This is a genomic window from Pseudoduganella sp. R-43, from assembly GCF_049913255.1.
Classification (GTDB): Bacteria; Pseudomonadota; Gammaproteobacteria; order Burkholderiales; family Burkholderiaceae_D; genus Rugamonas.
The window spans coordinates 3,026,297-3,039,332 of record NZ_CP183988.1 but is presented as its reverse complement, the minus strand read 5'-3'; the positions used below and the strand labels follow the sequence as shown (position 1 = coordinate 3,039,332).

At 65.5% G+C, this 13,036-nt stretch carries 8 protein-coding genes; 5 read left to right on the top strand and 3 right to left on the bottom strand.

The genetic code is table 11. The features are described 5' to 3' along the window. Nucleotides 1-2: 2 nt before the first annotated feature. From ACN9M3_RS14000 to ACN9M3_RS13990, 3 genes are read left to right on the top strand one after another with little or no spacing between them, the layout of a single operon-like run. The gene (locus ACN9M3_RS14000; protein WP_426323199.1) at nt 3-899 is read left to right on the top strand and encodes an alpha/beta hydrolase; all 897 of its coding nucleotides are present in this window, start codon (nt 3-5) and stop codon (nt 897-899) included. Nucleotides 900-921: 22 nt separating this feature from the next. After that, nucleotides 922-3,270: a TIM-barrel domain-containing protein gene (locus ACN9M3_RS13995; RefSeq protein WP_426323197.1), complete on the top strand. Its 2,349-nt coding sequence runs from the start codon at nt 922-924 to the stop codon at nt 3,268-3,270. Then, a complete protein-coding gene (locus ACN9M3_RS13990; protein ID WP_426323195.1) occupies nt 3,267-4,862 on the top strand; it encodes a family 43 glycosylhydrolase in 1,596 nt (531 codons plus the stop codon). The genes ACN9M3_RS13995 and ACN9M3_RS13990 overlap by 4 nt, the downstream gene beginning before the upstream one ends. On the opposite strand, the gene ACN9M3_RS13985 is transcribed toward ACN9M3_RS13990, so the two are convergent. Then, a complete protein-coding gene (locus tag ACN9M3_RS13985; protein ID WP_426323193.1) occupies nt 4,859-5,692 on the bottom strand; it encodes a galactose-1-epimerase in 834 nt (277 codons plus the stop codon). The genes ACN9M3_RS13990 and ACN9M3_RS13985 overlap by 4 nt on opposite strands. Before the next feature lie 341 nt (nt 5,693-6,033). Between ACN9M3_RS13985 and ACN9M3_RS13980 the strand changes: the two genes are divergently transcribed. Then, entirely contained in the window at nt 6,034-7,713 is a 1,680-nt protein-coding gene (locus ACN9M3_RS13980; RefSeq protein WP_426323191.1) for a sodium:solute symporter family transporter, read from the top strand. Between the two features lie 59 nt (nt 7,714-7,772). On the opposite strand, the gene ACN9M3_RS13975 is transcribed toward ACN9M3_RS13980, so the two are convergent. Continuing rightward, nucleotides 7,773-8,714 carry a substrate-binding domain-containing protein gene (locus ACN9M3_RS13975; RefSeq protein WP_426323756.1) on the bottom strand — a complete coding sequence of 314 codons (942 nt, stop codon included), beginning with the start codon at nt 8,712-8,714 and terminating at the stop codon, nt 7,773-7,775. A 251-nt stretch (nt 8,715-8,965) separates the two neighbouring features. Between ACN9M3_RS13975 and ACN9M3_RS13970 the strand changes: the two genes are divergently transcribed. Beyond that, nucleotides 8,966-10,522 carry a methyl-accepting chemotaxis protein gene (locus ACN9M3_RS13970; protein ID WP_426323189.1) on the top strand — a complete coding sequence of 519 codons (1,557 nt, stop codon included), beginning with the start codon at nt 8,966-8,968 and terminating at the stop codon, nt 10,520-10,522. Nucleotides 10,523-10,558: 36 nt separating this feature from the next. Here ACN9M3_RS13970 and ACN9M3_RS13965 read toward each other — a convergent pair whose 3' ends face one another. Continuing rightward, nucleotides 10,559-12,907, bottom strand: coding sequence for a dockerin (locus ACN9M3_RS13965; RefSeq protein ID WP_426323187.1), 2,349 nt, complete (start codon nt 12,905-12,907; stop codon nt 10,559-10,561). Nucleotides 12,908-13,036: the final 129 nt, after the last annotated feature.

The following is a 13,036-nucleotide window of genomic DNA, read 5'->3' as shown; positions in this document are numbered from 1 at the left end:
CCATGCGATCCTGGATCCTGGCCGTGTTCTTCGTGGCCGCAAACGGCGCGCTCGCGCAAACCAGCGTCATCCCAGTCTGGCCTGAAGGCGTGCCCAACGCGCACGCGCAGGCCGGCCCCGAGAAGGTCGACGGAGAGCGCATCAGCAACGTCAGCCAGCCGACGCTGGCGGTCTACCCGGCCGCCTTCGACCGCCCTTCAGGCACCGCCGTCATCATCTGCCCCGGCGGCGGCTACCAGTTCCTGTCCAATACGCGCGAAGGGCAGCAGTATGCCCAGTGGCTGTCCAGCCTTGGCATCACCGCATTCGTCCTGAAGTACCGCCTGGCCGACTACGGCCACCCCGCCCCCTTGCAGGACGTGCTGCGCGCGATCCGCCTGGTGCGCTCGCAGGCGGCGAAGTACGGCATCGCGCCGGACCGCATCGGCGTGATGGGCAGTTCGGCCGGCGGACACCTCGCCGCCAGCGCTTCCACCCTGTTCAACCACCCTGCCGGCCGTACCGGCGGCCCCCTCGATGCCGTCAGCGCCCGTCCCGATTTCGCCATCCTGATGTACCCCGTGATCACGATGGAAGCGCCGGCTGTCCACGCCGGCTCGCGCGACGCCCTGCTGGGCGCCAAGCCATCCGCAGCCATGGTCCAGCTCATGTCGGTGGAAAAACAGGTCAGCGCCGCGACCCCGCCCACCCTGCTGATTCACTCGCAGGATGACGGCCTGGTCCCGGCCGACAACAGCATCCTGTACTTCCAGGCCCTGACACGCGCCAAGGTGCCGGCCGAAATGTTCATCTTCGAACACGGCGGCCACGGCATGGCCATGCGCACCGGGAACGGGACTGCCACCAACTGGACGCGCCGCGCCGAAGAATGGCTGCGCGACCGGAAACTGATTCCATAACATCGACAACACAGGAGCATCAATGAACGTGCATTACAAGCGCCGGACCATGGCGGCCGCAGTTTCCGCCGCCGCACTCGGCGCCGCCGGCATGGCCGCCGCAGCGCCGATCACCACCCTCGACCGCAATGGCGCCTGGGTCTCGGTAGAAGCCTACGGCCCGAACGTCGTCCATATCACCATCGCCGCCGACAAGGCCGAGGCGCTGAAAGGCCCCGGCTTCGGCATCCTGCCCAGGAATGCGGACAATGCAGCCTTTCGCCATACCAGCGGCAAGGACGGCGACAGCTTCACCTCCCCGGCGCTGAACCTGCGCATCGCCCCGGCGCCGCCGCCGCGCGTGCCGTCCCAGTCGGAAAAATACTTCGCGCCGCAACTGGCGCCGGTGGCGCTGCAGGTCCGCAACGCAAAGGGCGAGTTGGTGCTCGACATGACTGGCTGGGAGCTGTCGCCGCAGACCGTCAACACCGAAAAGACCTACCAGGCCGGCGCCAGCTTCAGCGCCCCGGCCGACGAGCATTACTACGGCATGGGCCAAAACCAGGAGTCGACCGGCCCGCTGGACCTGCGCGGCCGCGTCCTCGACTGCAAGCACTGGTATGACGCCCCTGCCGGCGAAACCGTGTGCGTGCCGTTCATGGTCTCGTCCAAGGGCTACGGCATCGTCTGGGACAACCCCTCGGCCACCCGCTTCGTCGCCGGCGTCAACGGCCGCACCTCCTTCCAGTCCAACGTCGGCGAACGTGTCAGCTTCTTCGTCATCACCGGCAGCACGCCGGAGGAAATCTATTCCGGCTACGCCCGCGTCACCGGCAAGACCCCGATCCCGCCCAAGGCGGCTTTCGGCCTGATCCAGTCCAAGGCCCGCTACGACAGCCAGCAGGAAGTGCTGCGCGTGGCGAACACCTATCGCCAGAAGAGATACCCGCTCGATATCATGGTGGTCGACTGGTTCTACTGGACCCGCATGGGCCAGCTCGACATCGACCCGGCGCAGTACCCGGCCCCTGCCGCCATGAACAAGGAGTTGCACGACCTGGGCATGCAGTCCATCGTCTCGGTGTGGCCGCGCTTCGAATCCTCAGGCCGCTACTTCAATGAACTCGATGCCAAGGGTTACTTCCTGAAGGACAAGGACGGCAAGACCGTCGACGGCCTGCCCTTCCGCTCCGACCGCACTGGCGCCCTGATCGACGCCACCAACCCGGCCGCGCGCCAGTGGTTCTGGGAGCGCGTGCGCGACAACATCCTGTCGCAAGGCTTCGACTACCCATGGCTGGACGAGACCGAACCGGACCTGGTGCCGGATGGCTTCTTCTACTCGATCGGCAGCGGCGACCGCTATCGCAATCTGTTCCCGCTGCTGCACGTGGAAGGCGTACAGCAAGGCATGCGCGCCTGGCAGCCCAACAAGCGCGCCCTGATCCTGTCACGCGCCGCCTACCTCGGCTCGCAGCGCACCGGCGCCCTGTTCTGGTCCTCCGACATCCACCCCTCGTGGGAAGCCCTGGCGCGCCAGGTGCCGACGGGACTGAACATGACCGCCTCCGGCATCGCCTACTGGGGCAACGACATCGGCGGCTGGCAATGGCTGCCGCAATCGACCAAGGCCACCAGGGCGCCGCTGGTCGATCCGCGCGGCGCGGAAGCAACCATCGGCCAGAACCACGACTATCCGGAACTGCTCACCCGCTGGTTCCAGTACGGCACCTTCCTGCCCACGCTGCGCCTGCACGGCGACCGCAAGCACGCGGAAATCTGGGAGTTCGGCCAGCAGGCCGAAACCATCATGGCGCGCTACGACCGCCTGCGCTACCAGTTGATCCCCTACATCTACAGCCAGGCCAAAGCCACCTGGGACAACGGCGCGCCGTTCATGCGCCCTTTGTGGATGGACTTTCCAAGCGACCCGCAGGTGGCCAATCTCGGCACCCAGTACATGTTCGGTCCCGCCTTCCTGGTCGCCCCGGTGACCGAGCAGGGGCAGACCGAAAAAGACGTCTACCTGCCGGCCGGCAGCGACTGGTACAACTTCTGGACCAACGAGAAGGTGGCCGGCGGGCGCTGGGTGCGCGTCGCCGCGCCGATCGACCAGATCCCGGTCTTTGTGCGCGCCGGTTCCATCGTGCCGCTGGGCGCCGAGATCCAGTCCACCGCCAGCAAGCAGGCGATCGCCGAAATCCGGGTGTACCCCGGCAAGGATGGCCAGTTCGCCCTGTATGACGACGATGGCGTCTCGTACGACTACGAAAAAGGCAAGGGCATGCTGTCCAGGCTGACATGGAACGACGCCGCCGGCCGCCTGGGCGTCAGCGGCGACGGCGAGCTGTCGCGCAAGGCGCCAGGCATCACCAAAGTGGTGGGCAAGTGAGCCGGGGCCGCCGCAGCCTGCTCAAGCTGGCCCTGGCCGGGGCCGGCGCGGCAACCGCGCCCCTGGGCGGCGCGGCTCCGTGCGGCCGCCCCGGCCCGGCCCTGCAGCCCGCCTACGGCACCGAAGGCCAGCGCAAGGCGGACCTTGGCAACGGCATGTTCATCAACCCGATCGTGCCCGGCGACCACCCCGATCCCACCATCCTGAAGGACGGCGACGATTACTACATGACGTTTTCGTCCTTCTACTCCTACCCCGGCGCCGTGATCTGGCATTCGCGCGACCTGGTCAACTGGGCGCCCGTCTGCGCCGCCCTGACCAGGCCGATCGGCTCGGTGTGGGCAATGGACCTGGTCAAGCATGGCGGCCGCTACTTCCTGTACATCCCGGCCGACGACAGGATCTTCGTGATCCATGCCGACGATATCCGCGGCCCCTGGAGCGACCCGGTCGACCTCAGGCTGCAAGGCTGCATCGACCCCGGCCACGCGGTCGGCGAAGACGGCAAGCGCTACCTGTTCTTCAACGGCGTGCGCCGGATTGCACTGGCGGACGACGGCCTGTCCACCGTCGGCGCGCTGGAACACGTCTACCATCCCTGGCGCTATCCGGAAGACTGGGTGGTGGAGATGTTCGCTCCAGAGGGCCCCAAACTGTTCCGGCGCGGCGAATGGTTCTACCTGGTGGCTGCGGTCGGCGGCACCTCCGGCCCGCCCACCAGCCATATGGTCACGGTGGCGCGCTCGCGCTCCATTCACGGCCCCTGGCAGGACTGCCCCGGCAACCCCATCGTCCGCACGCGCAGCGCCGACGAACCCTGGTGGTCGCGCGGCCACGCCAGCATTGTCGAAGGACCGGGCGGCGACTGGTGGATGATTTACCACGCCTACGAAAACGGCTTCCGCACGCTGGGCCGGCAAACCATCCTCGAACCCATTGAATGGACCAGCGACGGCTGGTTCCGTGCGCGTGGCGGCACGCTGGACAAGCCCTTGCGCAAGCCGAAGGGCGGCCGCTCCTCGCCGGCCGGCCAGGCGCTGTCCGACGACTTTTCCAGCAACAGGTTCGGCGTCCAGTGGAGCTTCTTCGCGCCCGGCCCGGAGGAAATGCGGCGCGCCCGGTACGACGGCAAGGGGCTGGTCATCAAGGGCAAGGGCAGTTCGCCGGCCGATTGCTCGCCCCTCACCTGCATCGTCGGCGACCGCGATTACGAAGTGTCGGTGGTGCTCGATATTGCGGAAGGCGGGCAAGGCGGCCTGCTGCTGTACTACAGCCAGCGCGGCTACTGCGGCATCGGCTTCAGCCCCACCGAGATGTTCACTCACCACTACAGCGAAGAGCAACGCTGGATGCGGCAGAAAATCGCGGCGCGGACCATCCACATCCGGCTGGCGAACCGCGCCAATATCATCACCTTCCACTACTCCAGCGACGGCGTGGCCTGGACCCGGCATCCATGGCAAATGGAAGTGTCGGGCTTCCACCACAATGTGTTCGGCGGCTTCATGAGTCTCAAGGTCGGCATTTACAGCGCCGGCGCCGGCGAAGTCAGGGCGCGGCAGTTCACCTACCGCGGCCTGAAACCGGCCTAGGCCTGCAGCGTGAGCCGGTAGACCGTGGTCTGCCGGTAGACCTGCCCTGGCGACACGATCACGTGCGGCCAGGCCGCGCTGGCAAGCTCGGGACGGGCTTGCGCCTCGACGCTGAAACCGCCCTGGTGGCCGGCGCGGAACTGCACGGCAGCCTCGGTGGTCTGGACCTGCAGGCAGCGCCCCGATCCCGGATCGACGATGCGGGCCACGGTGCGCAGCGGCCCCTGGCCGCCGGCAAAATGGCTGCGCACGAACAGGCTATGGTTGAAACCGCCCCGCCCGCAGATCTGGCTGTCGGGCCAGCGCAGGCGCGCCCCGATCGGCGCCGGCTGGCGGAAGTCGAACGCCGTCCCGGCCACCGCCGCCACGCCGGAAGGCATGCCGTCCGCGTCCACCTCCACGTAGTAGTCGGCATCGATCTGCACCATATGGTCGCCGACATCGGCGATGCCGCCGTTCAGGTTGAAGGTCGGCCAGGCTGCCAGGTCGAGCGGCGTGGGCGCCATGGCCACCACTTCATGCTCCACGCTCAGGCAGCCGTCATCGTCCAGCCGGTATTTCGCCAGTTGGGCCACCGCGCCGCCGCCTCCCGTGCGCAACAGCGTCACGCCGCCGTCTGCGTGGCGTCCCTGCCACAGCACCGGGTTGGCAGCGCCCTTGGGCGCCAGCAGCACGTCGGCCATGCGGCCATAGCGGTCTGGCGCCCGCCAGGACCACAAGGCGGCATCGCGTTCGGTAATCGTCGCCACCATGTCGCTGGCGTTCCTGAGTGTAAACAAGCGGTATTCGTCCGCCTCGGGCGCGGTGCCTGAAAAACGTTTGGTCATCATTAAAAGATCGGGCTTCCTGTGCACACCATTGGCACCATGCCATTCTGCAATCCGGCGCATGGCGATTCAATTACTAAAATCACCAAGCCATCGAACGATTCTGGCCAAGAGCGCTGCAAGGGGGTTTCCGGCGCCCCGGAATCGGCAATAATGCCAGCGCAGCCTCGGGGAGACGGGCAAGATCCGCCGTCATATGTCAAATTTGATATAGCTGAACGCAAAAGTGTTATTGGAAATGGCAAGGCCCCTTCGCCTACGATCTTCCGATACCGATTCCAAAAACAGGCCGGTGCGCCGCCCACGCGCGCCAGGCCAGAGACAACCTACTTTGTGAGCACCGCATGAGTACCTTTTCAACCGTAGACTTGATCGTCTTCCTGATTTACTTCATTGCCGTTGCCGGCTACGGCATCTGGATCTACCGCCGCAAGCAAAACAGTTCCGGCCAGGCTTCGCATGACTACTTCCTGGCGGAAGGCTCGCTGACCTGGTGGGCGATCGGCGCCTCGCTGATTGCCTCCAACATCTCGGCCGAGCAGTTCATCGGCATGAGCGGCTCCGGCTACAAGATCGGCATGGCCATCGCGGTCTACGAGCTGATGGCGGCCGCCACCCTGGTGATCGTGGCCGTGTTCTTCATGCCGGTGTACCTGAAAAACCGCATCTACACCATGCCGCAGTTCCTCGAACAGCGCTACGGCAAGGCGGTCGCCACCACCATGGCCCTGTTCTGGCTTGGCCTGTACGTGGTGGTCAACCTGACCTCCATCCTCTACCTCGGCGCCCTGGCGATCTCCAGCCTGTCCGGCATCGCCCTGCTGCCCTGCATGCTGTTCCTCGCCGTATTCGCCGCCATCATCACCCTGGGCGGCATGAAGGTGATCGGCTACACCGACGTGGTGCAGGTGGCCTGCCTGGTGGTCGGCGGCCTGGTGACCACCTGGCTGGCGCTCGACCTGGTGGCGGCACTGGGCGGCAAGCAAGGCGCCATGGCGGGCTTCTCCGACCTGTTCGTGCGGGCCGGCGAGCACTTCAACATGGTGCTCAAGCGCGATGACCCGAACTACATGGACCTGCCGGGCCTGTCCGTGCTGCTGGGCGGCATGTGGATCGTCAACCTGAACTACTGGGGCTGCAACCAGTACATCACCCAGCGCGCCCTGGGCGCCGACCTGCCGACGGCCCGCAAAGGCCTGCTGTTTGCCGCCTTCCTCAAGCTGCTGATGCCGGTGATCGTGGTGCTGCCAGGTATCGCCGCCTATGCGCTGGACAAGTCCGGTGCCCTGGGCGACGCCATGCGCCAGGGCGGCGAGCTGAATCCTGACCGCGCCTATCCTGTGCTGCTCAACCTGCTGCCGCCCGGCCTGAAGGGCGTAGCGTTTGCGGCCCTGACCGCCGCTGTCGTAGCTTCGCTGGCCGGCAAGGCAAACAGCATCGCCACCATCTTCACCCTGGACATCTACAACAAGACCTTCAACAAGCAGGCCACCGAGCAGCGCATGGTGTGGATCGGCCGCGTCAGCGTAGTGGTGGCCATGGCCCTGGCCGTGCTGATCGCCCCGCTGCTGGGCATCGACAAGAAAGGCGGCTTCCAGTACATCCAGGAATACACCGGTTTCGTCTCGCCTGGCATCCTGGCCATGTTCCTGATGGGCTTCTTCTGGAAGAAAACCACCTCGGGTGCGGCGATGTTTGCCACCCTGGGCGGCCTGGTGGGCTCGATCATCCTCAAGTTCCTGCCGGAGATGATGGACCTGTCCTTCCTGGTGCCGATCGGCTTTGCCAAGGCCAACGCAGCCGGCATTCCTGAAATCCCGTTCCTGGACCGCATGTTCATCGTGTTCTGGTTCGTGATCGCCGGCATGGTGGTGATCAGCAAGATGGCCGAAGCCAAGCGCGATGGCGCGCACCAGCACCACCTGCATGTCGATACGTCCCTGTTCCGCGTTGACGGGGCATTCACGCTCGGCTCCGCCGTCATCTGCGTAGCACTGGCAACCATCTACGGCGCCTGGTGGTAACACCGGCTCCAGGGTGCGCCCCCCCAGGGTGCTCACCCTGGGTCTGGGCCCACCGGCAGTCACGGCACCAGCAGCGCGCGAATTTCCGGCTTCCGGTAATTTTCCAGGGTCACCATGACCCCGTCGATGAGAATGGTGCGTGGCTCCATGGGGGTTTTATTCACCGCAGCCAGCGCCGCCTTGAGCCCCATATATCCCATCCGGCGCGGGTCCTGGACCACCAGGCCGTGGATTTCCTGCTGCTCCAGGCCATCCAGCAAGAAGGTGGTCGAGTCAAAGCCTATGAACTTCTTCTTGCCGGCCAGGCCCGCCTGGCGCAACGCACGCAGCATGCCGTCGCTCGACGATTCGTTCACGGCAAAGATGCCGTCCACCGCCGGAAAGCGCTGCAACAGCTGCCCTGCTTCGTGGAACACCTTGCCGCGGCTGGCGCCGACATATTCGTCCGCGACAATCCTGACCTTCGGCGCATGCTTCCTCAGATACTCCACAAAACCATCGGCGCGCTGGTCGGTCGACGCGCTGCCGGCGACCGTTCGCAATATCAGTACCTCGCCTTGCGCGTCAAGCAATGCCGCCAGGCGCTGCGCAGCCAGTGCGCCGGCCGCGTGATTGTCGGTCGCGATGAAATTCTGGTAGTCGCGGCCATCGAGCGCCGAATCGACCACAATCACCTTGATTCCCATGGCTGCCGCCCGCCTGACCGGCTCCACCAGCCGAACACGATCGGTCGGCGCCAGGACGATCGCATCGACCGTCGGCGAGGTGTACATCTGCAGCAGCTTGATCTGCACATCGACCTGGTCGTTGTAGGCTGGCCCGCGCCAGGTCAACGCAACCTTGACGCCGTCCGCCTCGCGGATGGCCCGGTCCACGCCGTCCCGCATGAAGGTCCAGAATTCCTGGTCGCGCGACTTGGGAATGAACACGACGTTGACTTCCGCGCCAGCCGCCCAGGCGCCTTCGGCCAGGCAAGCGGCCGCAACCGCCATCCCAAGCACAAGCGACAAGCACCGTCTCCGCATTGGCAATCCCATACATCCTGCCGTTCACGTTGCGTACTCTTGAAGTCTATACATTGGCGGGCGCCATAGCCAGCCGTCGAGCGAGCAAACAGACCGTTTCCCCGGTCGCTCATGTATTTACGGCAATACAAATTTCAATGATGTAAGGACACCGTAAGTTTCGTCCCGAAAATGAAGATAGAGACAGGTCCGTCCATAAAAACCACAACCGATAGCGCGGCATAGCCATGAACAATCCCCTCCCGCTTCACCGCATCGGCGCACCCGCCGTGGCAACCCTTGCAGGCGTTGCCGCCGCCATGGCCTGCTTTTGGGCGGCCGGCGCCGCACTGGCGCCCCTCCCCCTGGCCAGCCTGGCGGCATTGGGCAGTGCCGGCGCCAGCGTGCTGCTGCTGCGCAACGGCAGCACGCAGCAGAATGCGCTGGCAGGAAAGGTGGCGGGCGAAATCGACACCATCATGATCGGTGCGGCAGAGACCTCCTACTTCGTCGATTCGATCAGGAAGCGGATTTCCGGAGACGTCGAGTCGACCAACCAGATCGCCGCCCGGTCCGCGTCCAGCGCCAGCGAAATGGAGGAAATCGCAGCCAACGCCGAGCGGGCATCCGAGGTCGCCACCATGGTGCGGCGCGAGAGCGTGGCCGGGCGCGGCGCGGTGGACCAGGGGTTGCAACAGATCAGCGATGCGCGCGGCAACGCGCAGGCTGCCTCACAATTGATGGATGCCCTGCAGGAAAAATCGCGCAGCATCCACGGCATCACGGCGGTGATCACCGAAATCGCGACGCGCACCAACCTGCTGGCGCTCAATGCGGCCATCGAAGCAGCGCGCGCCGGCGAGCATGGCCGCGGCTTCGCGGTGGTAGCCGGCGAAGTGCGCCAGCTGGCCCAGCGCACGGCCGAAGCCACGGCCGACATCGGCCACAAGGTGACCGCGATCCTGGCGGAGGCCGAGCGGGCCTCGTCCGGCATGGCCTCGCTCACAGGCAAGGTCGCCCAAGCAGCGGTGGAAGTGGAACGCGTGCACGCCAGCTTCAGCACGATCGAACGCTGCGCCGCCGAATCGCACGGCGAAATCCACAAGATCGCGCTGGCCTCGCGCGAGCATGCCGCATCGACGCGCCACATTGCCGAGGCCATCGGCCAGATCCGCGACGGCATGCTGGGCATGCAGGCCGAGTTGCCGCGCGCGGCCAGCTCCGCGCAGGCCTTGGCCGAACGCGCCGAGTCCTTGTTCGAAGCCACCACGGAAAGCAACGCCGCCACCGCGCATGACGCGATCCGCGCCGTCGCGCAGCAAGCTGCCAGGGATGTCGGCAACCTGTTCGAAAAAGCCATCGCCAGCGGCGAGATCAGCGAGGCTGCGCTGTTCGACCGCCGCTACGTTCCAATCCCGGATACCAACCCGCCCAAGCACCATAGCGCCTTCGACAAGTTCACCGACCGCGTCTTGCCCGCTTTGCAGGAGGCGGTATTAAAGGCCATGCCGCAGCTGGCCTTTGCCGGCGCGGTCGACAACAACGGCTACTTCCCGACCCACAACAGGAAGTTTTCGCAGCCCCTGACCGGCGACTACGCCACCGACCTTGTCAACAACCGCACCAAGCGCATCTTCAACGACCGCACCGGATCGCGCTGCGGGGCCAACACCAAGCCTTACCTGCTGCAGACCTACAAGCGCGACACCGGCGAGGTGATGCACGACTTGTCCGCCCCGATCTACGTCAACGGCAGGCATTGGGGCGGGTTCCGCATCGGCTACCGTTCGGCGTCCGGCCACTAGGGCCTGACCCTTTGGGCCGGCCCCCTGCCTGGCAGCTTAGTTGGTGTACAACACGCCGCGGCCGTTGCCGGATGCGTAGACGCGCCCGTAAGTGTTCCAGTCGCCCGCCATGTGGAAGATGCCGGCATACTGGTGCGCGTCGTCGTTGAAGCGCGACCAGGTGGCGCCGGCGTCGTCGGAGCGGTACACGCCCCACACGCCATTGATCACGCCCACCACGTAGACCGCGGCCGAATACGACGCACCGGGAGCCGCCTTGCCCAGGGTTACCACGGTGGCGCCCTGCACGTCGGGCCATTGGTTGCTGCCCCAGATCGAAGAGAAGGCGGTCAGCTTGGTCCAGCTGGCGCCCGCGTCGAGCGAGTGGTACACCGTATTGCCGTCGGCCAGCCAGACATCGCCTTCCGCGTTCGGGTTCACTGCCATCGACGTATTGTTGAAGGACGTCAGCATTGGGCTGGCCGCCTTGAACGCGGCGCGTTCGGTGAACGTCTTGCCGCCGTCGCTTGAATACCAGAAGTGCGCGCTATCCGACCACTGGTTCCACCAGGCGCCGCCCGAATCATAGGCGTAGACCTTGTTCGGGTTCTTGCGATCGGCCTTCAGCAGGTAGCTGCGCGGGACCCCGACTGCGGGTTTCGCCGGCAGGTTGGTCGCAGTCCAGCTTGCGCCGTTATTGGTAGTGTAGGAAGGTACCGCGTCGTTGGGCGCCCAGACCACGTTGTTGCGCGTGGTGACGGCGAGGTTGGACGAACTGTCGGTACCGGTCGTAGCGCCGGCAGGCAAGGTTGCAAACTTCGCCCAGGTATTGCCGCCGTCGCCGGACCAGTGGCCAACGCCGACGTGGTTGTTCGCATTGTCGACACCGTTCGCTGCGATGTATTGCGGATCGGACCAGGCCATGTCGGCCGAGTTGCCATTGCTCCACCAGTTCATGGGCCCCTTGGTCGGCCGCGCCGCCAGGTCGGTATTGATCCAGGTGCCGATATCGCCCGCGCTGTTGATGAACTTATAGGACGCGCCGGCCGGCGGCGTGACGAGGGCCAGGGTCGCGGTCTCCTCCAGGTTATTGTCCTTGGCGCTCCAGCTTGGCGTTGCCGAGGAAGCGTTGGTGGTTTCCCAGATGCCGCCACCGTGCACGTGCATGATGTGGTCGCGGTTGGCAGGGTCGATCACGGTGGTATCGTTCCAGCCCGAGTAGCCGTTGCCGGTGGAGCCCAGATGCGGCATGTTTGCCTCGATTTCGCGCCAGGTGCTGCCGCCGTTGTCGGACAGCTGGGTGACCTGGCCGGGATTGTCGCCCCAGGTGCCGGTCACACCCAGCACAATACGGGCGTTCGGCCCCGTGCCATGGACCGAGACGCCGCTATAGCCGCCTGTGGTGCTGCTGCTGAGCAGGGTCCAGTTCTCGTTGAAGACCACGCCGCCAAACCGGTAAAGGTAGCCCGGCCCGCCGGGGCCTTCGCCGGCGTTCTTGTTGAACACCATATAGTAGTTGCCGTCGGCGGCGCGCACCACGTGCGGGATGTGGTAGCCGGCCACCGGGGCGGGGACCGGGACCGGCGTCCACGAGAAGCCGCCGTTGACGGACTTGTACAGGACCGAGGTCAGGCCCGCCGCGTTGGCATAATCGGGCGCGATGGCGGCGTACATGATCCAGGTCGTCTCGCCGCCGCCCACTTTCGAGTTGTCGAACATCAGGTGCTCGACCCCGATCGGCGGGTTGCTGCCGCTGATCGTGGTGGACGACAGCCCCGTGACCTGGGCCCATGTCCGGCCCGCGTCCCTGCTCTGCCACAGTCCCGCAGTGCGGGTGCCGTAGAACAGAATCGATGGATTGGTCGGATCGACTTTCAGGCGCTCGCCCATCGCCCGGCCGGTATCGTTGCCGCCCACCATGAACGGCAGGCTGACCCAGGTCCAGCTGTTGCCGCGGTCACTGGAAATGTACAGGCGGCCATTGGCGCCCTGCCTGGTGGTGTCGCCGGTGGCAATGTAGATGCGCTGGTCGTTGCTCGGATCGAGGGCCAGGCTCTCCACGCAATGGAAGCGGCTGTCGGCGCCGCCGAACCCGATGCCGTCTGTGAGCGGCATCCAGCGCGAATCGCTGGCGTTCCAGCGGTAGATGCCGCCAACGTCGGTGCGGGCGTACAGCAAGCTTGAGTTGACCGGATGGTAGACCAGGCCGGTGACGTAGCCGCCGCCGGCCCATTTGACGCTGGTCCAGCTGGCGGCAGCCAGGCCGGCTGCCGAAACCTGGCTGGTGGCCGCGGTGCTGACCGCAGGCGTCCCGCTTTCCTGACTGCCGCCGCAGCCGGCCAGCAGCGTCGCCAACAAGGCCGGCAGCGCGAGCCCGGCGTAATACTTCTTGCAATGCACTTTCATTGTCTGCTCCTCCAAGAAATGGATTTGTGGTTGAATGTGGCCGATAGCGGCCAACCCAGACTACTGAGAGCAGTTTTTTTCGAATAGAAGTTTCGTGTCGAGCGCTTGTGTTCTGCTGAAATTTGAAGA